The following is a 25,358-nucleotide window of genomic DNA, read 5'->3' as shown; positions in this document are numbered from 1 at the left end:
GTTCCACCATGGATATCGCACTCCTCCTCACCAGCACTGTCACGCTCGCCGGCGGCATTCCGCTGACGCTTCTCCTGACATTCGCGTCGCTCCTGGCAGGCCTCATCCTCTCGGTGCCCCTGGCCTTCATGCGCGCGTCGTCGCGGCGCTGGCTGTCGCTGCCGGTGCTTGCCTACACCTATGTCTTGCGTGGCACGCCACTGCTCGTGCAGCTCTTCATCGTCTATTACGGCCTCGGCCAGATTGGCCTCATCCGCTCGAGCGTCCTGTGGGTTGTGCTGCGCGATCCTTTCTGGTGCTGCCTGCTTGCCTTCTCGCTCAATGGCGCCGCCTACACGACAGAGATCTTCCGCGGCGGGATCCAGGCCGTCGCCCCCGGCATGGTCGAAGCGGCACAATCTGTTGGCATGTCGTCGTTGCAGATCAAGCGCCGGATTATCTTTCCAATCGCCTTTCGAAGTGTCCTCCCCTCCTACGCCAATGAAGTCATCAGCCTGGTGAAAGCAACTTCGCTCGCCAGCACGGTAACCCTCCTCGAAATCACAGGGCTGTCGCGAAAGCTGGTTGCAGAGACCTTCGCGCCCTACGAGATCTTCATCGCCGCCGGCTTGCTCTATCTTGGCCTGACATTCGTGCTGACCGGTGCTTTCCACCTGCTGGAAACGCGATTGAACGGTGCGCCGCGGGCCAAGTCCGAACCAAGCCGGGTCGCCCTCGCGCAGGTGGCCCATGAACAATAGGTCTCACCAAAGTCCGCTTCAGCTCGGCGAGACCGCCTGGCGCGAGATCGATCTGTCGGCGATTGCCTCCAACTACCGCGCCATCCGGGCGGCGATCGGACCGAACACGAAAATCATCGCCTGTCTCAAGCAGGATGCCTATGGATGCGGGGCGGAAGAGGTGGCCTGCCTCCTGTCCGCAGCAGGCGTCGATGCCTTCGGCGTCGTGTCGATCGCCGATGCCCTGGCGGTACGAAAGGCGGCGCCGCGAAAGCCTATCCTGATGTATCCGGGCATTGGCCCGGATGCCATCGAGCTTGTCCGGGAGCTCGATCTGACGATTTCGATTTCCGGCGAGGAGGATCTGCGCCGCTGGCTTTCGACCGGAGCGGCACTCAAGATCTTCGTTAAGGTGGATCTGGGTTTCTGGCGCGCGGGAGTGGCGCCCTCTGGCCTTCGGTCTCTGATCGATCTGTGCGCGTCGCAGGCCAATATCGTGGTCGAGGGTCTTTATGCCCATCTCAGCGAATTCGGCCAGGCTGGCGCCTCGGCGCAAGAGCAGGTTGCGCGCCTCACCCCTCTTCTCGAGGGGATCGAGGCGACAGGCCGCCGTCCCGCGACGGTCATGGTGTCGAGCAGCGAAAGCCTGCTTCGCCATCCCGAGTTCGACATGGATGCGGTGGATCCCGGCGCGCTCCTTTTCGGACTGATCGGTGCCTGTGCGGGTCGCCGAGGGTTGCTCATCCGCCCTGCCCTGTCGGCGATCAAAGCGCGCATCGTCGCACTCAAGGCGAGCGACGACAGCATGGGCGCACCACCGTACCTTCCAGGATACCATGGGGCCATGCGCCTGGCGGTGCTGGGCATCGGCTGGGGACACGGCGTGCCGCGACATCCCGGGGCCAAGGCCGCGGTGCTGGTCAGGGGGCGGCGTGTTTCCATCGTGCCGCCCGTCCATCTCGAACATCTTCGCGTCGACGTCACCGATATTCCCGAAGCCGAGCTTGGGGACGAGGCGATCCTGCTGGGCGCAGCGGGTACCGAGCGCATCACGCTGCAGGACCTCGCATCTGCCTGGGACACGGACGAAACGGGTGCCGCCTGCGGCCTCCGCGAGAATCTGCGGCGGATACACCTCGGCGAATAATCAAGAACCGAACCAAGAAGAAGGGGAACACCATGAAACGACATCTGGCTTTGGCCGTTCTGGCAATCCTGCTCGCCAGCAGCGTTGCCCGTGCCGAGGAGAGTAAGGCGATCACCATCGCTTCGGAAGGAGCTTCGCCGCCCTGGGACTATATCGACGCAAATGGTGCGCTTGCCGGGTTCGACATTGATGTGGGCAATGAACTCTGCACGCGCATGAAGCTGCAGTGCACCTTCGTCGCCCAGGATTGGGACGGCATAATCCCCGGCCTTCTGGTCAAGAAGTACGATGCGATCATCGCCGGCATGTCGATCACGGAAAAGCGCAAGAAATCGATCGCTTTCTCCGTTCCCTATGCGGTGGGGCCGAACCAGATCGTCATGCGCCGCGACCTTGGCCTGCCGCCCGGCGATACCAAGGCCAAGCTTGATCTAACGGACATCGACGCGGAAAAGAAGGCGCTCATCGGCAAGCTGAAGGAAAGCCTGACGGGCAAGACGCTCGGCGTGCTTCGATCCTCGAATTCGGAGGCTGTCGTCCGGGAGCTCTTCGGCGATATAGCGCAGGTGCGCAGCTATGACAGCCAGGAAAATCTGAAGCTCGATCTCACATCCGAGCGCATCGACGGCGGTTTGGGAGACTATCTCGTCTGGAAGCAGTTCCTGGAAACGCCGGAAGGAAAGGCCGTCGACTTCTTCGGGCCCCAGCTTTCCGGAGGCACATGGGGTCCCGGTGTCGGGATCGGCCTTCGCAAGGAGGACGCCGATCTCATCGAAGCGTTCGACAAGGCCATTGAGGCAAGCACCAAAGACGGGGCGCTCGGCAGGATCAGTCTGAAATGGTTCGGCGTGGATATTTCTCCGCAGGCCGGAAAGTGACTGCCTCCCCTCGTCTTCCGGCGCCCTGAGGGCCTCCCTTTCCGAATTCATTCCACGGTACGCAGTCATGTCTTCGCCGTTCACGCTCGCCCTGACCGGGCAATCCCTGATTCATCATGATGTTCGACAGGTCCCCGACGAGGGGTTTGCCGCGATCAAGTCGTTGATCCGGCGAGCCGATATCGCCTTCACGAACTTCGAGACCACAATATTCGGCCGGCACGGTGGCTGGCCGATGAAGGGAAGTTATTTCGGCTGCTCGGCACCCGTGGTTCTGGATGCGTTGAAGGACATCGGATTCAATACCCTGGCGCTCTCCAACAACCATGCTTTTGATCTTGGCCCGCCGGGTATCCTGTCCACCCTCGAAGAGGTTACGGCCAGGGACTTCCTTCATGCCGGTATCGGCGCCGATCTATCGGAGGCGCGACGGCCCGGGATCAAGACCTTCGGCAAGAGGTCGGTGGCGCTCATCGCGATCGATGCAGGGCCCGGGCCGGCGACGATGTATGCCGCCGATGCAACGGACCGAAGACCCGCGCGGCCCGGCGTGAATGGGCTTGAGGTTTCAAGGGTATTCGAGGTGGACGGGTCGAGCTTTGATGCCCTGAGTGGCATTCAAGCAATGTTCCAGAGCAGTCCCATGGAACGGGGCAACTATGCCCAGCCCCACGATCCACCTGAATTACGATCAGCAGGCGACATCGATTTCTATGGCACGATTTTTCGCCGCGCGTCCGAAAACAGGCGCAGGATCCTCGTGGACGAAGCCAACCTGGAGATCCATTTGTCAGCGATCCGCAGGGCCGTCGCGGAGGGTGCCTTCGTCATAGCCTATCTCCACCACCACCACTGGGAGCCAAGCTGGCGTGATGTCCCGGCATGGGTCCAGACGTTCGCACGCATCTGCATCGATGCGGGTGCGGGTGTGTTCGTCAGCCACGGCGCTCCTGTGCTGCAGCCCATAGAGATCTATCGTCATGCACCGATCTTCTACGGGCTCGGCAATTTCCTGTTCCATCTCAATGAGGGCGAGGTGGTGTGGAGTGCGCCGGAGGTTTGGAAGAGCGTGGTCGCAACATGCCGCTTCGACGCAGACGCTCAGCTCCAATCGATCGATCTCCATCCCATCGTAATCGGCGGTGAGAAGCTAGACGCACGAAACTATCACGAGCGCATCGTGCCCGTTCCTGCGCCAACGGCGCTGGCGACTGAGATGATCGAGGATCTCGCGGTCCGCTCACGCGTACACGGAGTGTCGATTTCTTTCGAAGGCAATCATGGGACGATAAGTCAATGCTGCCACTCCTCAGACAATGGGGAGGCCCACCAATCGAAAATCCAGCATCTGACCTGAGAGCAGTTGCAGCTGTCCGCTTAGGGGCCGAGAGCGGAACGTCAGGTTCTGGCGGGAGGAACTGGGAAAGCCGACGTTCGGCATCCGACCCAATCGCAGTGATTTGCGTGGCTCTAAACAAAAGCCTTCTGGCCCACAGCCAGCGTCTGGAATGTCCGCTCGGGGACGGTCTTTGCCAAACCTATTCCCTTCCAATCTCAAAGCTCTTCAATAGTTCAAAACGCATCCAGCAAGGCATATTCCGTCAGATGAGCCGGCACACCCAGCGACTCCACGCGCTTCCGCAGCCCTTCGAGATCCCCGTAGTAGCTAACCTTCCAGCGCACCCAGTTGACGTCGATATTCGCGAGGACCTCCTCAAAATACGGGTGATCAACCTCCGACACCGAGTGACCCATCACCACAATCCGATCGACATCCGACAGCCCCGCGAAGAAGGCTGCGTTTTTCTCGATGACTTTGGCGGTGGGTTTGAACGTGTCCTTGAAGTAGTCGTCGACAATCCCCTGCCCTTCGACGACACGCATATCCGCATCCTCCGGATTCTGCTCGAAGCGGTAGGGATCCAGGTTTGGAACAGGCTCCCATCCATGGCCCAGCACCAACGTCTCCGTTGGGTTCGCGGCCGCTCCATGGATATGCAACACGTTGATGTCGGGAACCGCGTACAATCGTTGTAGCGACGGCGTGTAATTGAAATTCAAGAAGAGCCCCGAGCGATCCACCGGAACGCGCTGCCCGCTGAACTCAGCGGCCCATGGCACAGGTAGCTGGCGTATCCATTCGGCGAAGCGCAACCGCAACGTCGTCGAGATCGCCTCGACCGCTTGTTGTATCTCGTACTGGTAATCGTGGTGGTATGCGTCGCTCCAATCGTCGGCGCCGTATCCGACCAGAAAGTTGGATGCGTCCTCAATCAGTGAATCGCTGTCGAAAGAGGCCAACCGATCCTCGAATTCGGCCCAAAACTGCGCATCCATCGAAAAGTATTTCTCGACGACATCATAGGTCTTGGCATCCGACCGCCGGAGATACTCTCCGAACGCCTTATAGGATGACGGAATTCCGTGGTGGAGATCGAAGCCGTTTCCGATGATGTAAAGCGTTTTCCCCATCCCAGCCCTTCAGTGTTTTCCCGTTCGCCAACGCATTCGCTCATTTGCGCTGCTCTTCAATCGCTAATCTCCGTATCCGGCTCCGCGATCAACTCCCCCGCCAATTCCGAAAGCCAGGGCGAAACATCATCGATCTGAACCGCGTTGGCGTGCGCCGCGTAATACTCGCCGACCGTCCGGAAGCGCTCTCCGAACCGCTCCGTAAACATCCTCTGCAGTTTGGCGTTTCTGCTCAGGACGCTCGACATCGCGCGACCACCACGTAAGAACCTGATCGCATGCTCTGTTCCGAGCAAATAGAGGTGCTTGCGCTTCGCCGTTGGATGCTCCGCAAGCAGCAGGTAATCCTTGAAAACCGAATTCTGACGGATCGTCTCTGGACCGCCTCTCCACTGAATGAACTTGAACTCGGCCACCCGAACATTCGTCTCCAGATCGAAATCGCGACCGGTATTTCCCGCACCGAGAGACACAGATTCGACGCGCTCGTCCGGTTCGAGAATATGTGGCAGGCACATGAGAATGCCGAGTGCATGGATTGTGACATTGATCTGTCCGGCGAGCCGCTTCATGCCGGCCGCGGCTGCAAGAACCTCGCGGCCAGCCCCGGCATTCGCGAGGAAGCCCGTGCAATCGCCGGCCGACACGCCTCGCACCGCACCCTCGATGCTCGATAATGTCCGCGTCAAATCCGGCCCGGTAAAGCGACCGAGCAGTTTGACGATCTCGACGGGATCTCCAGTCACCCTGCTTTCCCCAGCTCAGCGCGCATCCACTCTGTCAACTCGTCGTCCAACGCCGCGTCGACATAGACGTCGCAACGCGGCGCGATTCCCGCCTTCACGTCGATCACCAGATGAAGCCCAACCAGATACCCGTAAGCCCCGGCCTGTTCCGTCATTCCCTTGAGCTTCCAGATGTCCCCACCGAAGTCCTTGTTGGTCGACTTCTTGATCTCGACGACGAGCAAATTTTCACGCTTGCCGACCCGATGTACGATGAGGTCAGGGACAATCGCATCCTTACCAATCAACTCGTCATCGCTAAGGTCATAGCGAAGGCGCTTGATCACGTCCTCGCGGCGATTCCATTCCAAATCGATTGACCAGCCGGCATATTCCCCATGCAGGAGATCCCGAATCCGAGCGACAAGCGAGCGCTCGGCAGGATCCGCATAGGCAAGATCCTTATCCTGCAGAAGTGCTCGCACAGCAGCCGCGAAAACTGTAAGTATTTCCTGCAAATAATCCCTCATAACATTCATCTATCATGAAATACCTCTGGCGTGGAAAACCGACCTCGCCCGCAGGAACACGAAACCAAAACTTGCCCATGTGAATTCTCCTCGGCCCCAATTGACCGATAGAGAAACCAGTAGGGCGCTGACGCTGAGGGGCCGGTAGCGAAGGGCCCGATATTCGACATTGGGGACCATTGTCCTGCCAATCTGATCCGTTCTCTGAGCACCCTGCGGACAAAAACGCGGCTGTGCCCTGATCGGGCGAAAAACTAAAAACTAGCTGCTCCGGGTCATTCGCTCGTGTTCGGACATCAGAAAGGTCACATAGCTGCGGATCAGGTTGCAGTAGAGCCGGGCTTCGTCCGCATTGACCGATATGCCGCTCTTGAGGTCTATGCCGTGACGGACGCCACCGCCGGTCGGCGAGGACAGATAGCCGTGCAGCGTAGAGAGCCATGCGAGCACCTGCTCAATTGTCTGGCCCTTCTTTTTATTACGCAGCTCGATGACGATCTTGTTGAAGTACTTTTCCTGGATCGCTGCGTCGCCCGCGCTGAGCCCCTTGAACGCGGTAACTACAGATTCCATCAGCCACAGGATTTCCTGGACGGCTTGTCAGGGATGCCCCTCGGCGAGAAGCCGCTCGCTTTGTGCCAGGGATTGTTGCACAATCTCCTGCGCCAGCTCGTCGAGCGACTTATAGCGCTCCGGGACTGCGATCGGCTGGTGCAATCCAACTGCCACCAGTTCGGGCGGCCGGATTTCGTATCCGAGCTCGTGTTCGCGCAGGATGCGGTTCATGCGCCCCGCGTCTGGCACGGCGATCGTACCGTCGCCGCGCAGAGCTTCGCAGCCGTCATAGAACGCTTCGATAAAGAGCGGCGCATTCTCGGCTGCGCCCCACATAATGCGCTGCAGATCTGACTCGGCCCAACTCTCCGAGGAGCTTCGGCCGGACCCGCCGAAATAGCTCTTGAAGTGTTCGAGCATGCTCCAGCGGTTGCCTTGGCCTATGACCCTGTCCATTAGGGTATCGAACGCTCGTACCGCCTCGGGCGGCATACGCCCGGGAGAATCAAAGCGCCAAGAATCTTCCATCTTCATTGCTTATACGTCTTTCAGGTCGAGAGCTTCTGGATCAGCTCTTCCTTCTGTGCAGCGTGCTTGTCCAGGTTTTCGGCGCCTCGCTTCTCGTAATAAGGAATTTCCTACGCACGGCCGGAAGGTCAACCGCCTTTGATAAGGTGAATAGGCTTAAGAGTCCGGCAAACCTTCATGCTGGCCGACAAGAGACTTTCGCAACTTGTCTCCATCCTCTCACGACTATTTGTTTCCTGAACGGTTGCAGTCACGGGACGCAGTGTGTCTCCAAGGAGCAGCCAAGTCGTCGCAATCAGAAGTCGACTTCAGCAACGCCGTCGCGTAGCCACGGCCAACAGCACCAAACACTCCTTGTATGTGGCCTCGTCAATGCAGTAATCTTTAGGCCGCTTGCCGCCAAGTCGATGCGTCGATGAACTCACCCATAGGTCCGACCGCGCAACGTCCCTGAACGCTGACCGAGCCTCACGCCTGAGCTTCTCCACCAGTCGGGCTGCCAGTTCCGTCGCCGCGATCTGCCTGTCGGTTTCCGCTTTGAAGCGATCCAAGGCATCGCTAGCGGAGGCGAAACCGCTGTCGGATAGTCTCGCTGTTTCGCGCGGCGTCTTACCGGACAGGGAGGCTAAAGGCCCATCCATCCAGGCGGCACCATGATGAGAGGCCAGGAGCCTCGTTGCCCGGAGAGCGAGCTTCTCCTCCCGTGTATTTGCCTCGGCCAATGCACGCGCCTTCCGCTCTACCTCGCGTTCCTGCTCTACTTTCCGTCTGGCCTCTGCGCGAATTGCCAGTTCTTCCAGCACTGGAAATCCAAGAGGCTCCTCCGCCCGGGCCGGATAGCTGGACATGCCGCGCCGAAGAGCTTCGAGCCTTGCCGAGAGGTCGGCGAACGCGTCGTCGTCGCCGATGGTGCCTGCAGGAACGAGACCTTGGCCGATATCGGCCGCGAACCATCCAGCAAACGTGAGCCCCTCCTTGAGGATCCCGGTTCGGATGCTGGCGAGGATCGAGTCGAAGAGCCCCTCGATCTCGTCCTTCCGCTGTTGGGGCTTCTCCAGCTCGCTGCGCCAAGGTTCGGTCTGTTCTCGGAGCCTCTTGGCAGCTACATGCCCGGTTGAGGTTTCATTCAGGAACCCGGCCTCACCAAGGCGCGAGAGGAATGCCCAGAGCGCCTGCCACGGCGGCAAGGCCTTGCGGCCGGCCACGCGCTCGATGGCGGCCGCGTCAGGCTTGCTGACATAGTTGAACCCCGGTGCGATCCATCGTCGTGCCTTCATCTCCTCGAAGACTTGCTGATGCCGGAACACGGATCCTGGCACCGCGAACCGCATCAGGGCGAAGGCACGCCATTCCCGGCTGTCGACAAGGAAGCCGACATCGTGACCCTCGTGTTCAAGAAGACTGGCTACCCCCGCATCCGAGGCGAGCTGCTCGAACTCACCAACCGATCTTTTCTCCGTCGGCTTCAGTTTCTTCAGCAGCGCCTCGGCACGCCGATCCTCGGAGGTCACCCTCTTCCGTTCGTTTTCCTGCAGCTTTGCCTCGACCTGTGACTGCCGCGGATTGTGGAGCCAAGACCGGGGCGCTTCCGTGAGGATCGCCTGATCGAGGTCGTCCAGCGGGATGTCGCGATAGCCGGACAGATCGATCTCGATCGCGCCTATGTCCATTGCCTTAAGCTTGTCGATCTTCTCGGGGCCGCAGGCGTGGGTGACCATGAATTCGACGTGGAGTGACCTTCCGCCCCTCCAGCAGACAACGTCTGGAATGACATCGCCGGTCCGCTGTTCGAGGACCGCACTGTCGAATGCGAACTCCTGCTCGGTTACGACCACAAGGCTGTCGTCGCCACGGTAAGCCTTCAGTTCCGGAAGCTTGAGTTTAAGAGCCTTGGCGAGGACATCCTTGGCGAACCGATGGAGGGCGCTCTCTCCGGCGGAACTGCAATTCACGTCTTCGGCAGCGTGCTGGAAGTGCCGACGCCGTTCTCCTTGATGTGCTACCATCCTTCTGCGGCAACCAGGACACACGCACCTGCACTTCAGGCCGTTCGCCGTGTCATTTATGTGCCGCGGTCTCCCAGTGTCGATGCATTCAGCGACAACCAGCTTGCCGTCGGTGCACGAAGTCAACTCACCGAGCGTAATCCGTCGCTCGTCGGACTCCGGATCAGACGGTGGGTTCGCAGGTTCTTTCGCGTCGTCGGACATCTGATCGAGGTCGCTATGAATAATGATCATAGCGTTGGTCCGCGATCATTGCGACTTTCGATGCCTCCGTCCAGCCGCATCTCCGTTCTTTTCGCGAGATCCATGGTGCCGCAGCAGTCGATCAGCTTCGGCTGCTGCGATGATCTAACGTGGAAGTGCTTGCAGCCGTTCAGGGATATCAGCCTGCTAACGGCTCCTCCAAGTCCTTTTGCCTTAGCGCCAACGCGTGAAGTTGAACCCGGCTGAGCACAGCGGGCATACTAGTGGAAAGAAAAACCTTCGCTGGCGTGTCGAAGCCCTTGCGCATGGCGGGGCCGAGGCACTCGATGACTTGTCGATCGAGCTCTTCCTGCTGGCCAAATGGGTCAACCTGCTCAATGACATGTGACACCAGCCCGACGATGAACGAGAGACCACGAGGCACGACAGTTCCGACAAGCTCACGCGCCCTTGGACATATCTTCTCCGCGTCGTCGTCGGATTCGGGATCTCCGCCCAATGAGCGTTCGACCTCGCAAAGGGGCTTGCCGCTGATCCAAGCGACGAGACCAGGGAGAACAAGCGCCAACTCCTCGGCGGTGAGTTCCGCGTCGCGCTTTCGACCGCATGATCCCATAAGCGACCGGCTCACGCCGCCGAGCAGCGAGTCGCGCGCATCGTCGTCAGCCGTCAGCCAGTCGATCGTCCAGATAAGCCAACCCTCTATCGTCGTGGGCAACTTTCCGGCGCCGTCCGCGATTCTCTTTCGCAGCCGGAGCAGCAGGTTCATTGACAACCCGCTCTGAGAGGCCAATTCCGCGATGGTGTTGTCGACCTCTCCCGGCGCATCCAGTGTGATCGCCTTTTTTAGATCGGTGATCTTGGATTCAAATTCTGCTTCGGCATGGCGCTTTCGCGCGGCGAACGCCCCGAATGACTTTCGAAGATCGAATAGGACGTTGGGCTCCGCTGCTCCTTCCGCTTCGCGAAGCGCTGCCATTCGATTGACGACATAGCGGACATCGGGATCGACCGCTTGACCCTGCATGAGCCGGTCGAGCACAATCTCGAGCGGATCGGAGATCACGACGCAGCGATCGTCTTCGGGCAGAACAGATTTCAGCTTTTCGATAACCTTCCACCCCAAGGGTTCGCCTTCAGAGAAACTGATGATTGGCTCGGGGATCAGCAGCACGACGCCATTGGCGAGATGACCTGCTCGACCGGCTCGGGCGGCAGCGTTTAGAATCTCATGCGCCTCGAGGTCGGCGCGCCCCTTCTGTTCAGCGTCGGCGCGCTTGTCGCCAGCGAGGATCGCAAGCTGGGCAGGAAGGTTGAGGCCTTGGGCGAGTGTCGGCGTCGCGACGATCACCTTCGCGCCGTTGGCCCTTTTGAACATGCGCTCGGCGAGATCGCGCTCGAGGCGAAGCATGGCCGAATTATGCGGAACGGCGATGGCGGGTCGAGGAAGCAAGGAATGCTTGAGGCCCCCGAGTTCAGCCTCAAGCGCGTCCCAGCGCTCTTGCTCGGCCTCGGTGACGTCGATCTTCTCGTTGAGTTCGTCTGATATCTCGCTCGCGACCGAGACCGCGTCGTTCTTGGTGTTGACGAACACGATCGATTTAAGACCACTCTGAGTGGCGGAGATGGCCAACTTGGCGGCGACGTGATTGGCATTCGGCTTTAGCCGGAGCGGACCATATTTGATGTCGCCGGCGAGCGCGACGGAAGCGTCGAGCACCTGCGTCATGACGCAGTGAGCACGCTTCTCACGCAGCCAATTATGTTGCAGCCCCCAGATCGCCCATGGGTGCGCGACGAGTTGCCGTTCCGCGACGACGCGAAGCCCCTTGGCCTTCTTTGCCTTTTTCGTGTTTTCAGCGAGCTGGGCGGCCATCGCGGCCTTCTTCGCGTCTTCCAGCTGTCCGTTTTTGTAGATCACCACTCCGCGTGCTTGCCGGCTCGGCTTCCACAAGAGGTCAACGCACACGCAGTCGCGTCCGGTGAGCTGATGGATCCAGTCGGCGAATTCGGGACCGTTCTTGAGCATCGCCGACAAGAAGAGCAGATCGGCGTCGGGAGCGATGTGATTGAATGCGAGGACGCAGAGCATGCCGTCGAGCGCACGCCGGATCTTCCCTGACTGAGGGCTCAAGAGATGGCATTCGTCGAAGATCAAAAGTCCCACATCGGAGAACGCTTTGGGCGCAAAGGAGAGCATCGCGAGGCAACGCTCCGGCGTCATCACCTCGATTTCACGGAGCTGCGCGTCCAGCCCGAAGAGCAAATCGAAGTCGCTGGAGACGACCGAGCCAAGGAGTTCCTGCGGGAAGATCTCCTGCAGATCGCCGGTGAGCTGCTCAACAAGAGCATGCGTCGGCGCGAGAAACACGATCTTTTTGCCCCGGGCGAGAGTGCCCGCCAGCTTCAGTGAAGAGACAGTCGTTTTGCCTGCTCCTGTGGGAAGGACTACAACGGCCGACTTGCCGGTCTCGTGGAAACCCTTTGCGATAGCCTCGCGGTGGTTCGGCCATAGGAACGGGAAAGCATTTGCTCTCGCGCGGATCCATTTCCCCCAGAATTTTGCGTCGGCTCCGCCGGGAGGGGAGAGGTCCGTGAGCGCAGCGCTGGCGATACCGTCATGAGCCGCGATCAGGAGCGACGCGAGGTGATGCGGTCCTGCATAGGTGTTGAGGATCTTGCCACCGAGCACATCGCCATATTGATCGTCCAAGACGGCGGAGAGCCGCAACACACGCTCGAAGGCGGCGCGCGCCGTATCGAAACGTCCAATGGCGGGTTGCGGCGTTGGTAGTCCGAGGAAGAGTGCGGCAAGCATCTCGATGCCGACAATGAGAGCCTCGAGCAGTGCTGCGAGCGCTTGCTCTTCTAAGCCAATCTCTTGACGCCTTGTCCGCCATCGTGACGCACGCTCGTAGATGCGGTCGAGCTGGCCGCGAGCCAGGTCGGCGACATTCTCAGACAGAATGGTCGCCTCGTAGCTTTGACCATCACGACGGGGAAGGATGTGCGAGGTCGCTTCGTGGGCGTCCGCATATTGTTCTGCGGCAAGAAAGAGCAGGGCGGCGGCGATCGTTGGATCGAGGCGATCCCTATCAATATTGGAGACGACGGAGGCGCCATCGGGTGCGGCCGCTTGCCGTCGTGCTAGGATTTGCTGGGCCGTTCCTGCGACGAATGCGGCTGCTCTGCGTAGAGAGCCCTCGATCTGGAGCGATGTGACCAATTCGTAAGTGTCCGAGATGCGTTCAAGCGTCCAACCGCTTTCACTGTCGCTGCCTGCATCGCCTGTGCCGCTCAATCGCGCCGACACCAAGTTCGCATAGTGCCTCGTCAGCAGCGCCGGGATGTTCTGCGGGTCGAGGCCCGGAACGGGCGGCGCCGATCGGAGCAGCTGAGCCGTGGCGGAATCAAACATCAGGCATCCTCCGCCGCTAGTTCGTCGAGATAGGCGATCGCCTGCGCTGCAAGGCTATCAAACCAGTCGCGGACTTTTCCTTCGACAATCAAGCTGGCGCCGATGCGGCGGTCCTGACTGAGGCCATCGAGTGCGTCGTACCCCTTGAAGAGTTTCTGCCGCTCAACCTCGCTGTCCTGATCCTTGGGCAGCGCGAAGGCCGCGCGGTAACGTCGCTGCTTACGATCCATGACGTTCGCCGCCAGCTTGGCGGCCGCACCCTCATCGATTCCGCTCATGCGCAACAATGCGGATGCCGTGGCGACGAGCTCGGCGGAACGCTTGTTTTTGTGGCGGTCGAGGAACGCAGGAATGACTTTTTGGAGGAACGTATCTCTAGGGTTGTCAGTGCATTTGTCCTCGAAAATCGTCGTCATCACGACTTTTGATTTGTCATCGGCCAGCTCGATCATCAGGCCGTCCAGGCCTTGAGACGTGGCGCTTACATGCGGGTCTTTCAGCAGCACGTCCTTTCCATAGACTTGCCGCGCGGCGATCCAGGAGATCGCTTCAAAGATGAAACCGTCGCGCTGCCACCGTGGATAACCGGTTCGCGGCCTTTTGGCGTCGTCCTGAACCGTCATCCTGACCCGTGCTTCTTGGCGCAAGTCGGCGTCGGAAAAAGCCGGGGCTGCTGGTAGGAGTTCCCTGAGGATGTAGGCGGCATAGGCCGCCTGGCCCATTGCAATGATGGCGATCAGCTTTGCCAGGCTCGCTCCATCATTCGCGGCCCACCGGTCGCCAACGCACTGAGCGTCGATCGAGACGGGTTGGGTGGACAGAGGTGGCGAGGCCGTTGCCAGCGGGACTACCGACTCTCCTTCGACCACTTCGTCCATATGCTTGCTCGCCCCCCGAGCGGATCAATGGAAGCTTCGTATCTTCAATTTAACAGATATCGAGCGGATTGAGCCTCAGGGCAAGCCTCCCGCCGCACCGATGCGTGGCATTTGGTCCTCTGCTATGATGTTCTGATGACTACGGAATCCACCAAAACAAAGATTTGCATTGGCGCGCCGATCGAGCACGAATCGGAGCGAAAATTCTTGTCATTCATAGTTTCATGGCTCGAAGAGAAAAAGATCCCGTCGATCGTTGTCGCCAATATCGAACTCGAAGGTCGTCAAATCGATTGCATAATCGCCACGGCGAATTCCGCTTCAGTCGTGGAGGTCAAGACCAGCCGGCTGCCGATCCGCGGTGAGGTCAACGGAACCTGGACGCGGTTGTCTGCCTCCGGCGAGTGGAAAGACTACACGAACGCCTATCAGCAAGCGGTTGGCGCGAAGAACAGTGTGCGCGACGCGATGCAGGCGGCAAAATCGGTGGGCAACTTCTATCCGGATGGGTACGTCGTGTTCACCAGCCCGATCCCTGAAGGATCCGTCGTCACGCCCGGCAACTTCAAGGCGCTCGTCACGACCATCGATCTATTCCCGGGCCAACTGAAAACGTTCGGGGCATCGCCTTGGTCATTGGCGGATTGGGAAGCATTTGCGCGCGCGCTCAAGCTAAGGCCGGTGACCTTGGATCAAGCCACAGCGGGCCGAGAAGCGCGCGAGGAGTTTGATCTGCTTGCCAGCTACAACGCCGCCATCGTGGCCGAGTATGAGAGCGATGGAAAATCGTGGCTCCCCGAGACGGAAGACCAACGCGCGGGACTGATGGAGGCGCTTGCTGGGGCTGCTGGATGCTTCATCAGTGGCCCGTCCGGCTGTGGCAAGTCCCTGATGGCGAAATGGCTCGCGGCGAGCCTTGCTGAGGCGGGACACCCGACTTTCTTTATCGCCGCGAAGAACTTCACCGGCTCGTGGGCCGAGTGCTTGCGTCGGGAGGTTGGGCTTCTCACTGATAGCGCTCCGGCGAAGCTCTATCGCGCGGTCGCGCGCTCCGACCGGCCAGTCTTTCTGATCGTCGATGGTATCAACGAGTTCGGTGCGGCGGCCTCGGATGCGCTCCGTGGTGCCCGGGCACTGGCGAGGCGGATGGGCGCGCTGCTCGTCATCACCGGTCAAGATGCAAAGCCGGGCGAATTTGCTGGGCTCGGAGGCGTGACGGTTGCGCGCCCGAGCTTGGAGTTGAAGAAGCGAATTGCACGAGCAGTTGGAGGGCAACTCACACCGGTCCCTCTGGACGTGCTCCGGGCAGTCGGATCGGGCATCGAGGCCGCTCTCGTCGGGCAAATTGGCGCCGATTTAAAGGCTAACGCCACTCGCCTGCTTCTGATCGATCAATACATCCGCAAGCGTCTGGCTGGGCACGCGCGGGCTGGATCGTATGGCTTGAGGCGGCTCGCGAGCTCGCTGCATACACAGATCGCATTCTCGATGGCGGAGGCGAATTTCGACGATTTCATGCGCGCTGAAGGCCTGGGCTTTGCCGAGTGCGATGCGTTGTTTGCGGTCGGGCTACTGGCTCGACGGACGGGACGGGTGTCGTTCTCCCATGAGATGATTCTGAATGCGTGCGCGGCGATCGACCTGGCGCGAACGGCCGAAAGCGATCCCGTAAGCTTTGGGCAGCGATTGTCGGCGCCGATCCTCGAGCCGATCGCCGGCGACATCGTTGCGGCGATCGACGATGCGGCTGTCTGTCGAGGTGTCCTTTCCGAGGTGACGAGTTCGACATTGTTGGGCGATGCGGCGAGAGGACACTTTGGTCCGATCGCAGCTTCGAGCGCATGGGATTTGTTGAACGACGCGACGGAAGCCTGTGTCGAGGAAATTCGCGGCGCTCGGCTTGCGCTGTCGAAAGAAGGGGATGCTGTCCGAATCGGCTGGGAAGATGCGACCCGGCGCGAGTGGACCTATCCGGAAGAGGCAAGGCTCCGCGCGGTCGGTCGCCTTGCTGTCCACGGATCGGGCCTCGACATCTTCCTGAGGCTTTGCGCAGAGATGGACGCCAGGTTGGCGACGGAGCGGAGCCGTTATGCGGATATCGCTCGTGAAGAGCGATATCCGATCCGAAGTCAAAGCTTCGCGTTGACGTACTACGGGTTCGGCGAATCTATCGGATTTACCGAGGTTGCCCGATCAACGCAGCGCGGCTATGAAGCAGCATCAACAGAGGAGCGAGCCTTCCCGATCAAGGTGGAGCAACTGACTTCTGGCCAGCTGCATTTCTTGCTGGAGGGGCGACGGGCGTTCTTCGATGGCAAAGATAGTGAATTCGTCGAGCAACTCATTTATCTATTTCGTGAGCGGTTTCGGTGGGAGCCGTACCACGTTCAACTCGCTATGCTAAGTTCAGTTGGCTATGCACGTCGGGCACCGCAGGAGGTACTCGAACACCTGATCGAAGCAATACAGGCTCTCGACGTGAACCCGACAAACTGGGCCATCAATTCGAGCATCGTCGACGCGCTTAAGATCCTCGGCGCGCTTGACGTGGAGGCCGAGGATTCACGGGCGCAGGTCAAAGCCGAGCTGGCGTCTGTCCTTGTTGACGATGAGGGTGTCGTCGACAATGACCTTGCTCTCTCGCTGTGCTTGAGGATGTTCGACCATCCATTTGACTCCATCTATGGCGAAGAAATTTACAACCTGGACGAAGGATTGCGACGACGCCTCTATCGCCGAGCACTGCGAGCTTCGGATATTAGGAGCTCAACGAACCTAGACTGGCTTGCCAGGGAGGTAGCGTCGTTTGGCGACCCTACCGATGCACCCTTGCTGCTGCCGCTCACGGGCCTGCCCAGCCGGACAAATCCGTTTGCACAAGAGGAGTGGGGTGCCTTTGCGACCGCGACCCGGTTTGTCGGTCGACATCATGCCGAGTTGGAGCCGGTTGATCCGACAACGTCGGAAGAGGCCTGCCTCGTCGCAATACGCTTCCTGATCTATGCCATCGAGGCGAAGCGATCGCCGGGCGCCGAGGCGGCGCGGCTCGCTTGGGCGCGGCTTCATGAAATGCCTGCTCAGCTGATCGTCGGTTGCCTGAGTGAGGTGCAGAAGGCGCTAAGCTATCGCTTTATTCCGAGCGAAAGGATCGATGCGTATCCACCGTTGAACTTCGTGGCAGCCTATCCGTCGGATTGCCTGGCAGTATCACGACGCTTCATCGACGACGGAGCCGATGCTCAGTTCTACCATCGCGTCCCGCACAGGGAGGATGGAATTACGTTCGCCTTCGACACGGTCGCGACCTATGGAGATCGAAGCGACGTCGAAAGGCTTCGAGGCCGAAGCCGGGCTCATCGCTTCGCGCGCCACGCGCTGGCGGCGCTTAAGCGTTTGGACGGCAGCGTTACAGAATAACGGTGAGCGGCGTGCCCGGTTCTAGTTCAAATACGCAGTCGCAATTGTCCGATTCCAAGTCCAGGACACAGTTTGCCAGAACGACCGAGTAGAAGGCGTGTTCCAGAATGCGGCCCCGCCATTTCTAGGCGAGGTCCCCAAGTTTAGGATTTGGCTTAGATTTCGGTCGTCTCAGCCAAGGTCAGTGCATCATCGATGTCAACCCCAAGCTATCGAACGGTGTTTTCAATCTTGGTGTGGCCAAGCAGGATCTGAATGGCTCGAAGATTGCCGGTCGCCTTGTAGATCAGAGCTGCCTTTGTCCGACGAAGAGAATGCGTTCCATACTCTTCGGGTCGCAGTCCAATCGCCGTTACCCACTCGTCGACCAACCGCGCGTATTGTCGGGTACTTAGGTGTCCATCCGGATCAAATCGGCTTGGAAAGGCAAAATCGTCGACACTGCCACCGCGGCGTTCGAGCCATGCAAGTAGGCTTGCTCGAGTATCTGCGGTTATCTCGAACTGAACAGGTCGGCCATTCTTCTGCTGGATCACCATTGATCGGTTCCGTATCGCCGGGCCAGATACGAGTGAACCGATCTTCATTTTCACAAGGTCGCAACCGCGAAGTTTGCTGTCGATCGCAAGGTCGAACAGCGCCCGGTCACGCATCCGGCCTTCGCGATCCAGGAAAAACCGAATTAGCCAGATTTGCTTGACCTTGAGCGCTCTTTTAGCGCCTACCTGCTTACCGGCATTCCAAGCAGGCCGCCCTTTGGCGACCAAGTCATACTGTGAGATACCCATAACACTTCTCCCATTGGCCAACATGGCCAATGTAGAGATAGTGGCTGGGTCGGTTGCCTGACGGGTTGCTGAACGGCCCCGTGGGACAATATGCAGATGACCGCGAAGGATGCGATGGACAGTGATCGAGCAACTCTAATCCGGCGAAATGTTGAAGCCATGGCTTTCCCACCGTCGGAAAAGGAAGCGGTCCTCTACGCGGAGGTGAGCGCGTTGCAGCGCGTAGTTGTTTACCGGCCGCCCGCAGAGGATCTATTGGCGGCAGGCTTTGTCCACTACGACTGTCACCGCAATTGCGGCGACCAAGCAGCCAACGATCCAAGCGGTAAAAGCAGGCATGTCTCTGGTTGGCTGCCACACGGCGAAGACCTGATTCTTCACTCAGTTGTCATCATGAGCGACCAGTGGATCTGTTTGACGCCGCAGTTGGTGCCAGCGCCGAACAGGTTTGAGTTTATTCCTGATACGCATCTTGAGTGGCGAGACATAAATGGGGGTGCCACTCGGATAGCATTTCGACATGGGGATGAAGTGCCGGAAGCACTTCGCAGAGACCCGGAGCGTCATATCCGCATGCGGGATGAATTCCAGGCTCTCGTCGCAAGGGGGCATTCGGTGATCGATGCCAGAGACCTTATTGCAAAGTCCGCTTTTGGGAGATCGAGCCTCAGTTCGGAATGACCGACATGGGACGCATAGCAGAAGTTTATGCAGTTGCGTGTTAGAGCCGAATTCTTGCTTCGGGCAGGTCCTCACTGTCGCGAAGCCGCTAATGCCGAATTTACCGATGAGGATTTCAAGCAAAACGAAGTCAGAAACTCTCGACCCATGGCCTGAGCTCAATCTCCCAGGTCCAGGCGCTGCGGTTCTGGCGAAGAACATCCAAGTACGTCTGCGCGATCGAGTCGGGATCGAGCGTGCTGTCAGGCGCCATATCCGGATCAGGCCTGGCTGCGCTGCGCACGCCGCCGTCGATAATGAAGTGCGCGACATGGATGCCTTGCGGCGTCAACTCTCGCGCGGCGCTCTGCGCAAGACCTCTAAGGCCGAACTTGCCCATCGCGAAACTGGCGGAGAGCGGAAATCCCTTCACGCTGGCCGTTGCGCCAGTAAGAAGAATGGCGCCGTGCTTGTTGGGGAGCATGCGTCTCGCGGCTTGTTGGACGGTGAGGAAGCCACCGAAGGCTGTGACGGAGATGGCGTCACGGACTGAGAGTGGATCTAGATCGGCAATTGGGCCACGAACGCGGGCACCAGTATTGTAAAGTACCACATCGGGTGGACCGAGATTGGCGTCCACATCGGCGAACAGCGTCGCCACGCTGTCCGGCTCCGCTGCGTCGACGGGGAAAGTCTGCGCACTGATCTCCGCAGCAAGCCCGTGAAGCTTGGCGACATTGCGAGCCGCTAACCCCACTTTGAGGCCTGCCTCGGCGAGGGCTCGCGCAACCGAGGCGCTGATGCCTGAGCCTGCCCCAACAATGAGGGCTGTGGAATAGGGGATCGTGTTCATCGTGCTCAACTCACGTGGTGGAACGATTGGAGAAGACAGCAACAATCCGCGCAATCTTCAATCGACACCAGCCGCCTTCTCCCAACCAATATGGCTTTAACCGGTACACCTACGCGATAGCTATTTTCCCTGCTGCAAAAAGTTCTCCTATCAACCCAAGGCGGCATCGCAGGACGTTGCGCCGGCACAAAAAACCCGCATGGTGGACGAGCTGAGTGTGCTGAGGCGGACCCGAGCGAGGGGTTTCATTTCTAGGAAACTTCAAGCGGACGAGTAGCGGCACGTCGACCGGAAGCGGCAAGCGCCAAGCCGGCTAGGACCAGTCCCACACCCGCCGCGAACATGAACCCCAACTCATCGCCGAACAGAAATGCGCTAGCGCTGATGCCAATGACGGGCTGCAGGTACTGGACGCTTGCTGCGACCCGGGCGGGTACGACCTTCAGGAGGTAGAGCCAAAGGATCAAGCCGACGACCGTGACCATGACGCCGAGATAGACAATGGCCCCTAAGCCCTGTGCCGTGATGTGGACAGGTTGCCGGGTCATTTCCCAGCCAGCGAGCGGCAGCACCGTCACAAGCCCGACGAGCATGTTCCAGGCGGCCACGGGCATCAAACCGTACTTCTCTGTCAGCTCCGCGCTCCAGATATAATAGGTCGCGATACCAGCCGCCGAGATCAACATCATGACCACCCCGGAGGCCGTGGTCCTCGACATGTCATCGACACCGGAGCCACTGCCGACCGCGACCAGGGCGATTCCGACGAATGCCGCCAGGAGGCCACCCCATTGCAGCGGTGTCACGGCCTGCTTCAAGCGAATAGCGGCGAGAATGACCATGAACAGCGGAATAGTCGCTGACAGGATCGTCGCGACGGAAGCCGAAGTGCCCTGCACGCCGAACGACTGGGCAACGTTGCCCAGGATAATACCCATGACACCCAGGCCAATGATGCCTGGAATGGCCTTCTTGGATACCTTGAGGTGGCGCCGCGCCAGAAACATGAAGAGTGGAACAGCCACAATGAAGCGCAGCGCCGTGAAGGTCATTGGAGGAATGCTGCCAAGGCCGAGCTTCGTGATCGGGATCGAAAGCCCCCACATCAGCGCCAGGAGGAACATGGCGCCAATGCTCTTCGTCGAGAGAGAACCCGACTGTACAAACTGGAGAGGCATGACGGCGGTTTCCAAGGAACTCTGAGACATGGTGGCAACCGTGGGTTTTTGGCACTTGCGTGATGCTGCCGCATCCATAGACTGAGCCAAATCCGTCCAACAAACGATTAGTTCTCACAGGACGTGTGATATCAGTTCACGCGTAGGACCATGGCCGACAACCTTCCTCCGCTGCAGACGCTCCGTGCCTTTGAGGCAACGGGTCGGCGCTTGAGCATGACACTGGCAGCCCAGGAGCTTAACCTGACCCATGGCGCGGTGAGCCGTCAGATCAAGGCCCTCGAAGAAAATCTGAGCGTGCCACTCTTCCGCCGTTTGACGCGCAGGATCGAGCTGACCGAAGCGGGACAATCCTTCTTCAGCACCGTCACGCGGCTCCTCTCGGAGCTGGCGCGCGAGTCGGAAGCATTGCGTCGCAAGAACGACCAGACCCATCTGATTGTGAATTGCAGCGTTTCATTCGCGAGCAAATGGCTGACGCAGCGCCTTCAGCGTTTGATGGCCTTTGTCCCCGATCTTGACGTCCATCTGGAAGTCACCGACATGGCCATCGATTTCGTGTCCAGCCACGTCGATGTGGCCTTGCGCTATGGAGACGGCAATTATGCTTCTGCGGCGGCCGAACGCATCATGAATGAGACCGTCACGCCGGTATGCTCTCCGGATTATCGCGACAAAATGGGCGGGCTGCGCGCGATGAACGACCTGGCAAAATGCCAGCTCATCCACGAGATCGGCATGCATACGACCTGGGAACGCTGGTTCGCGATGATGGAGCTGTCATATCCGGGAAATCGTGGCCCTGGTTACACGCATGGCAGCTTATCCATCGAGGCGGCGATCCGTGGAGCCGGTGTAGCACTTGGCCGAAGTGTCCTTGTCGCGGAAGACATTGCGGCGGGCCGGCTGATATCTCTCTTCCCCCAGGCCAGGCTCGAGGTGGAATGGGGTTACGATCTGATCTATCGGGTTGGCAATCAGGAGCACCCGAAGGTCCGAGCTTTCAGAAGCTGGATATTGCAAGAGGTGCGGGAGTTCACCCGGACGATGCAAGGCTGAAACACCTGGTTTGGTGCTTCAAACCCTCAAATGCCCCCGCCGGCAATCGTCTGCTTCTAGGAAGCGACCCTGCTGAGTGCTGCGGCGGAGATGGGCGCAGAGCCGTTGTTCGAGTGAGATTCCCCGTCGCTCCTATCGGATTAGATTGGCCGCCCAGTGGCCGTCGCTTCCTTAAGACCTCGGGCCACAATTCGATTAGCAGGCGTCCTCATTACAATCCGCATCCACCGTCTATTTGCGCAGTCGAACTCCTGCGCCGCCACCATTCTCTGGAATGAACTCCACCCCGGCCGCCTCTAGCGACAACTTCAGTGCTTGCGCGATCGACGGCGTTGGATCTTTGTCTCCACGCTCAACCTGCACGATCGTCCGCAAACTGACTCGGGAGATGTCAGCAAGGTCTTGTTGGGTCAGGCTGAGAAGTCCGCGCGCAGCCCGGACCTGTGAGGGAAAGTTCTTCATTCAACTCGTACATCGAAGTTTGCGCAAAAAGCGCAAATATGCATATTATGTGAAATCGACTGAGCGAGTGCTCGTAACACTCGCTCAGCCTGGCCACCACCCAAGCTGTAAGGAGCTCGGATCATGGTTGATTCTGAGACTAGCACGAGTCTGCCCAGATTATCGCGCAGGGACGTTCTCTCAACCTTAACGGCCGCAGTAGCCAGCGCGACCATGGGTCATCCGAGTGCCAAGAAAATGTCAACGATGCCGCGCCAAGACCCAGCTCTCGTCGCCTGGCAATCCTGGCACGCAGCTTCACGCAGGGCGCTCGCACTCTGTCGCGAGCAACAACGCCTAGAGACAGAGCTCATCCGAACCATCGGCTTTCCGTCCATCACTCTGAACCTGTTGACGCTCGACAAACCGGTCCAAATCGCAACTGTGGAAGCCTTCGGGGACCTTGCGGTGGCCGAACCATCAATCAGGTATTTGCGGAATTATGTCGAGGCGGAGCTGTTGGCCCAAGAAGCCAAATGGGATGCAGCCGACCGCCGGATCGGGTACTCAGCCGCTGTGCGAGCGGAAGAACTGGCCCTGTCTCACGAAGAACGACTCGCCACTGAACTATTCGCCGCCGATGCTCTCACGATTCCCGGTGTTATCGCCAAGCTTGAGGCTTTGATTGCTCTCGATGCTCCTAGCGAGGACACGGATGAGCGGCCGTGGCCACAACTTCGGCGCATACGTGCTGAACTCATTCATATGTATCGAAGGCAAAAGTGTGCGGCAGCCTGAATAGGATGTCTAGCAAACCCTCGCCCATTTTCCATTCGATACAGCACGCGGGCGTGCGCCAATCTCCTCGACGCATGCCTGTGGCCACCAGGAACCGTCCATTATTTCTCTTTGATTTCAGTTGTTTATGCTTCCCTCCTTGTTGATCCTGGTTCCGTCACCTTGCAATCGACGTGGAACAGCGCAACCATGGTCTTCGATATTCGTTCACAGCACGCTAATATACATCGGCTCGTCGAGCCGGAACTGCACTTGGAGTGCCGTGACGCCGTTCCCGACCGCCGGCTGGTCGAACTGGTCCGCTTGCTTGCTCGTCGCGCCGCGCGCGAAATTTACGAACAACAGACGATCAAGGGGCGCCGCAAATCACGCTCCTGATGCTGAAGGAGAATGATCCTTGAAGGTCGCGATCTACGCCCGCTACTCATCCGACAATCAACGCGACGCTTCCATTGCTGACCAGCTTCGCATCTGTCGCCTCCATGCAGAACGGCAAGGCTGGCAGATCGTGGAGGAATACACCGACCATGCCATCTCCGGCGCCTCGCTCCTTCGCCCCGGGATCCAGGCCCTGATCTCGGATGCAACCCGTGGCCATTTTCACCTCGTGCTTGCCGAGGCCATGGATCGGCTTTCGCGCGACCAAGAAGACATCGCCGGCTTCTTCAAGCGAATGGCCTATTCGGAGGTAAAGCTTTATACGCTCTCCGAAGGCGAGGTCTCGCACCTGCATGTCGGCCTCAAGGGCACCATGAATGCCCTGTTCCTGAAGGACCTTGCCGACAAGACCCGCCGCGGTCAGCGCGGACGGATCGAGCAGGGCAAGGCCGGCGGTGGCAACGCCTATGGCTATGACGTTGTCCGGAAGGTCGGCGCCAATGGCGAGGCTGTGAGAGGTGACCGCACCATCAACGCCGACCAGGCCAATGTCATTCGCCGGATTTTTCGTGACTTCGCCGACGGTAAGTCAGCAAAGGCCATCGCTTTCCGCCTCAACCAGGAAGGCATCGCGGGCCCGACCGGCGGCGTCTGGGGTGCGAGCACGCTTAATGGCAATCCCAAGCGGAACAATGGCATCCTCAACAACGAGCTTTATATCGGTAGGCTGATCTGGAATCGTCAGCGCTTCATCAAGGATCCCGATACCGGCAAACGCCAAGCTCGCCCGAATCCTGAATCAGAGTGGGTGATCCAGGAGGTGCCTGAGCTGCGCATCCTGGACGATGAGCTATGGGCCGCCGCCAAGAACCGGCAAAACACCGTCAAACAGGTTCAACAGGATTACGCCGGTGCCGGGAACCAGTTCTGGGATCGCCAGCGTCCTCGATATCTGTTCTCGGGCCTGGTCAAGTGTGGCTGCTGCGGTGGCGGCTATTCCAAGATTTCGGCCGATCTCCTCGGTTGCTCGACGGCACGCAACAAGGGGACCTGCGACAACCGCAAAAACATCCGGCGCGATCGGTTTGAGGCGCGCGTTCTCAATGCGCTGCGCCATCACCTGATGGACCCGGCCCTGTTCAAGGAATTCTGCGACGAGTTTACCCGCGAGATGAACCGGCTGCGCATGGAAGGCCGTGCGTCGATCGAGGCGGCCGAGGCTGAGCTGAAGCGCATCGATCGTGAGCTCGAGAAGATCATGGATCTTTATCTCAAGGATGCGATGCCGATCGACACGGTCAAGCAGCGCAGCCAAAAACTCGATGGTCGCAAAACCGAACTGACCCGCTTCCTCACAGACGCCGAAGAGCCGCCTCCTCTGCTCCATCCCAATATGGCCGAGCATTATCGGGCCCAGGTCGAGGGGCTTTATACGGCCTTGCGGGAAGAATCGGAGACCAAGCGCCTGAATGCCAGCGACATCATCCGTTCTCTGGTGAAAGCGATCGTGCTGACGCCCGAACACGGCGAACTGCAGATCGACATACGCGGGGATCTGGCCGGCATCCTGACGCTTGCGACGCAAACAAAAAAGCCCGCCGGAGGGGCGGGCAAATCGCAAGATAAGATGGTTGCGGGGGCAGGATTTGAACCTGCGGCCTTCAGGTTATGAGCCTGACGAGCTACCGGGCTGCTCCACCCCGCGGCAGGTATTTGTGACATGGTT

General features: G+C 59.3%; 22 protein-coding genes and 1 tRNA gene. 10 read left to right on the top strand and 13 right to left on the bottom strand.

The genetic code is table 11. From position 1 onward, the window contains the following. Window positions 1–8: 8 nt before the first annotated feature. The 4 genes from BA190_RS07845 (at window position 9) to BA190_RS07830 (ending at window position 4,101) form a co-directional block, all read left to right on the top strand. Window positions 9–740, top strand: a complete 732-nt coding sequence (locus BA190_RS07845) for an ABC transporter permease (protein WP_068284964.1) — start codon at window positions 9–11, stop codon at window positions 738–740. Further along, window positions 730–1,866, top strand: coding sequence for an alanine racemase (gene alr, locus BA190_RS07840; protein WP_068284962.1), 1,137 nt, complete (start codon window positions 730–732; stop codon window positions 1,864–1,866). Before BA190_RS07845 ends, alr begins: the two co-directional genes overlap by 11 nt. Window positions 1,867–1,898: 32 nt before the next feature. Then, window positions 1,899–2,744, top strand: a complete 846-nt coding sequence (locus tag BA190_RS07835) for a transporter substrate-binding domain-containing protein (RefSeq protein ID WP_068284961.1) — start codon at window positions 1,899–1,901, stop codon at window positions 2,742–2,744. A 67-nt stretch (window positions 2,745–2,811) separates the two neighbouring features. Beyond that, a complete protein-coding gene (locus tag BA190_RS07830) occupies window positions 2,812–4,101 on the top strand; it encodes a CapA family protein (protein ID WP_082979552.1) in 1,290 nt (429 codons plus the stop codon). Window positions 4,102–4,316: 215 nt separating this feature from the next. On the opposite strand, the gene BA190_RS07825 is transcribed toward BA190_RS07830, so the two are convergent. The 8 genes from BA190_RS07825 to BA190_RS07795 all read right to left on the bottom strand — a co-directional run bounded on the left by BA190_RS07825 (window position 4,317) and on the right by BA190_RS07795 (window position 14,060). Then, window positions 4,317–5,216, bottom strand: coding sequence for a bacteriophage abortive infection AbiH family protein (locus BA190_RS07825; RefSeq protein WP_068284960.1), 900 nt, complete (start codon window positions 5,214–5,216; stop codon window positions 4,317–4,319). Window positions 5,217–5,272: 56 nt separating this feature from the next. Then, complete coding sequence (locus BA190_RS07820; RefSeq protein ID WP_068284958.1) at window positions 5,273–5,962, bottom strand: hypothetical protein; 690 nt, start codon at window positions 5,960–5,962, stop codon at window positions 5,273–5,275. Beyond that, window positions 5,959–6,471, bottom strand: a complete 513-nt coding sequence (locus BA190_RS07815; RefSeq protein WP_245314618.1) for a hypothetical protein — start codon at window positions 6,469–6,471, stop codon at window positions 5,959–5,961. Before BA190_RS07815 ends, BA190_RS07820 begins: the two co-directional genes overlap by 4 nt. A gap of 261 nt (window positions 6,472–6,732) precedes the next feature. Continuing rightward, window positions 6,733–7,044: a hypothetical protein gene (locus tag BA190_RS36785; RefSeq protein ID WP_245314617.1), complete on the bottom strand. Its 312-nt coding sequence runs from the start codon at window positions 7,042–7,044 to the stop codon at window positions 6,733–6,735. A 27-nt stretch (window positions 7,045–7,071) separates the two neighbouring features. Next, on the bottom strand, window positions 7,072–7,560 hold the full coding sequence (locus BA190_RS36780) for a hypothetical protein (protein WP_245314616.1): 489 nt from the start codon (window positions 7,558–7,560) through the stop codon (window positions 7,072–7,074). Window positions 7,561–7,862: 302 nt separating this feature from the next. Further along, on the bottom strand, window positions 7,863–9,794 hold the full coding sequence (locus BA190_RS07805) for a hypothetical protein (RefSeq protein ID WP_068284954.1): 1,932 nt from the start codon (window positions 9,792–9,794) through the stop codon (window positions 7,863–7,865). Window positions 9,795–9,942: 148 nt separating this feature from the next. Then, the gene (locus tag BA190_RS07800) at window positions 9,943–13,182 is read right to left on the bottom strand and encodes a DEAD/DEAH box helicase (protein WP_068284952.1); all 3,240 of its coding nucleotides are present in this window, start codon (window positions 13,180–13,182) and stop codon (window positions 9,943–9,945) included. Further along, window positions 13,182–14,060: a hypothetical protein gene (locus tag BA190_RS07795; RefSeq protein ID WP_202908440.1), complete on the bottom strand. Its 879-nt coding sequence runs from the start codon at window positions 14,058–14,060 to the stop codon at window positions 13,182–13,184. The genes BA190_RS07800 and BA190_RS07795 overlap by 1 nt, the downstream gene beginning before the upstream one ends. A 135-nt stretch (window positions 14,061–14,195) precedes the next feature. On the opposite strand from BA190_RS07795, the gene BA190_RS07790 reads away from it, so the two are divergent. Continuing rightward, window positions 14,196–17,477 carry an NERD domain-containing protein gene (locus BA190_RS07790; protein WP_068284950.1) on the top strand — a complete coding sequence of 1,094 codons (3,282 nt, stop codon included), beginning with the start codon at window positions 14,196–14,198 and terminating at the stop codon, window positions 17,475–17,477. Window positions 17,478–17,686: 209 nt separating this feature from the next. Here BA190_RS07790 and BA190_RS07785 read toward each other — a convergent pair whose 3' ends face one another. Next, a complete protein-coding gene (locus tag BA190_RS07785) occupies window positions 17,687–18,265 on the bottom strand; it encodes a tyrosine-type recombinase/integrase (protein WP_068284948.1) in 579 nt (192 codons plus the stop codon). Window positions 18,266–18,361: 96 nt separating this feature from the next. Between BA190_RS07785 and BA190_RS07780 the strand changes: the two genes are divergently transcribed. Next, entirely contained in the window at window positions 18,362–18,946 is a 585-nt protein-coding gene (locus BA190_RS07780; protein WP_245314615.1) for a hypothetical protein, read from the top strand. Between the two features lie 130 nt (window positions 18,947–19,076). Here the strand turns inward: BA190_RS07780 and BA190_RS07775 are convergent, their stop codons facing one another. Next, on the bottom strand, window positions 19,077–19,778 hold the full coding sequence (locus BA190_RS07775; RefSeq protein WP_068284945.1) for an SDR family NAD(P)-dependent oxidoreductase: 702 nt from the start codon (window positions 19,776–19,778) through the stop codon (window positions 19,077–19,079). A 251-nt stretch (window positions 19,779–20,029) separates the two neighbouring features. After that, window positions 20,030–20,956, bottom strand: a complete 927-nt coding sequence (locus tag BA190_RS07770; RefSeq protein WP_245314614.1) for a DMT family transporter — start codon at window positions 20,954–20,956, stop codon at window positions 20,030–20,032. A 150-nt stretch (window positions 20,957–21,106) separates the two neighbouring features. Between BA190_RS07770 and gcvA the strand changes: the two genes are divergently transcribed. Further along, entirely contained in the window at window positions 21,107–22,015 is a 909-nt protein-coding gene (gcvA, locus tag BA190_RS07765) for a transcriptional regulator GcvA (protein ID WP_068284943.1), read from the top strand. A gap of 231 nt (window positions 22,016–22,246) precedes the next feature. On the opposite strand, the gene BA190_RS35150 is transcribed toward gcvA, so the two are convergent. After that, on the bottom strand, window positions 22,247–22,477 hold the full coding sequence (locus BA190_RS35150) for a helix-turn-helix transcriptional regulator (protein WP_082979551.1): 231 nt from the start codon (window positions 22,475–22,477) through the stop codon (window positions 22,247–22,249). A gap of 246 nt (window positions 22,478–22,723) precedes the next feature. On the opposite strand from BA190_RS35150, the gene BA190_RS07760 reads away from it, so the two are divergent. The 3 genes from BA190_RS07760 (at window position 22,724) to BA190_RS07755 (ending at window position 25,304) form a co-directional block, all read left to right on the top strand. After that, entirely contained in the window at window positions 22,724–23,254 is a 531-nt protein-coding gene (locus BA190_RS07760; protein ID WP_082979550.1) for a hypothetical protein, read from the top strand. A 189-nt stretch (window positions 23,255–23,443) separates the two neighbouring features. Continuing rightward, entirely contained in the window at window positions 23,444–23,632 is a 189-nt protein-coding gene (locus BA190_RS35760; protein ID WP_156771401.1) for a hypothetical protein, read from the top strand. 19 nt (window positions 23,633–23,651) lie between these two features. Then, window positions 23,652–25,304 (top strand): recombinase family protein, encoded by a 1,653-nt coding sequence (locus BA190_RS07755; protein ID WP_082979593.1) that lies wholly within the window; start codon window positions 23,652–23,654, stop codon window positions 25,302–25,304. Here the strand turns inward: BA190_RS07755 and BA190_RS07750 are convergent. Continuing rightward, a tRNA-Met gene (locus BA190_RS07750) sits at window positions 25,261–25,337 on the bottom strand. The genes BA190_RS07755 and BA190_RS07750 overlap by 44 nt on opposite strands. Window positions 25,338–25,358 lie beyond the last annotated feature (21 nt).

Source organism: Labrys sp. WJW, assembly GCF_001676615.1.
Taxonomy (GTDB): Bacteria; Pseudomonadota; Alphaproteobacteria; order Rhizobiales; family Labraceae; genus Labrys; species Labrys sedimenti.
This window is presented reverse-complemented; position numbering and strand designations above follow the sequence as displayed.

Excerpts from the sequence above, each read along its gene's own strand:
- BA190_RS07845 (WP_068284964.1), top strand. The coding sequence starts at position 9 with ATGGATATCGCACTCCTCCTCACCAGCACTGTCACGCTCGCCGGCGGC.
- alr (WP_068284962.1), top strand. The coding sequence starts at position 730 with ATGAACAATAGGTCTCACCAAAGTCCGCTTCAGCTCGGCGAGACCGCC.
- BA190_RS07835 (WP_068284961.1), top strand. The coding sequence starts at position 1,899 with ATGAAACGACATCTGGCTTTGGCCGTTCTGGCAATCCTGCTCGCCAGC.
- BA190_RS07830 (WP_082979552.1), top strand. The coding sequence starts at position 2,812 with ATGTCTTCGCCGTTCACGCTCGCCCTGACCGGGCAATCCCTGATTCAT.
- BA190_RS07825 (WP_068284960.1), bottom strand. The coding sequence starts at position 5,216 with ATGGGGAAAACGCTTTACATCATCGGAAACGGCTTCGATCTCCACCAC.
- BA190_RS07815 (WP_245314618.1), bottom strand. The coding sequence starts at position 6,471 with ATGAGGGATTATTTGCAGGAAATACTTACAGTTTTCGCGGCTGCTGTG.
- BA190_RS36785 (WP_245314617.1), bottom strand. The coding sequence starts at position 7,044 with ATGGAATCTGTAGTTACCGCGTTCAAGGGGCTCAGCGCGGGCGACGCA.
- BA190_RS36780 (WP_245314616.1), bottom strand. The coding sequence starts at position 7,560 with ATGAAGATGGAAGATTCTTGGCGCTTTGATTCTCCCGGGCGTATGCCG.
- BA190_RS07805 (WP_068284954.1), bottom strand. The coding sequence starts at position 9,794 with ATGATCATTATTCATAGCGACCTCGATCAGATGTCCGACGACGCGAAA.
- BA190_RS07800 (WP_068284952.1), bottom strand. The coding sequence starts at position 13,182 with ATGTTTGATTCCGCCACGGCTCAGCTGCTCCGATCGGCGCCGCCCGTT.
- BA190_RS07795 (WP_202908440.1), bottom strand. The coding sequence starts at position 14,060 with ATGGACGAAGTGGTCGAAGGAGAGTCGGTAGTCCCGCTGGCAACGGCC.
- BA190_RS07790 (WP_068284950.1), top strand. The coding sequence starts at position 14,196 with ATGACTACGGAATCCACCAAAACAAAGATTTGCATTGGCGCGCCGATC.
- BA190_RS07785 (WP_068284948.1), bottom strand. The coding sequence starts at position 18,265 with ATGGGTATCTCACAGTATGACTTGGTCGCCAAAGGGCGGCCTGCTTGG.
- BA190_RS07780 (WP_245314615.1), top strand. The coding sequence starts at position 18,362 with ATGACCGCGAAGGATGCGATGGACAGTGATCGAGCAACTCTAATCCGG.
- BA190_RS07775 (WP_068284945.1), bottom strand. The coding sequence starts at position 19,778 with ATGAACACGATCCCCTATTCCACAGCCCTCATTGTTGGGGCAGGCTCA.
- BA190_RS07770 (WP_245314614.1), bottom strand. The coding sequence starts at position 20,956 with ATGCCTCTCCAGTTTGTACAGTCGGGTTCTCTCTCGACGAAGAGCATT.
- gcvA (WP_068284943.1), top strand. The coding sequence starts at position 21,107 with ATGGCCGACAACCTTCCTCCGCTGCAGACGCTCCGTGCCTTTGAGGCA.
- BA190_RS35150 (WP_082979551.1), bottom strand. The coding sequence starts at position 22,477 with ATGAAGAACTTTCCCTCACAGGTCCGGGCTGCGCGCGGACTTCTCAGC.
- BA190_RS07760 (WP_082979550.1), top strand. The coding sequence starts at position 22,724 with ATGCCGCGCCAAGACCCAGCTCTCGTCGCCTGGCAATCCTGGCACGCA.
- BA190_RS35760 (WP_156771401.1), top strand. The coding sequence starts at position 23,444 with ATGGTCTTCGATATTCGTTCACAGCACGCTAATATACATCGGCTCGTC.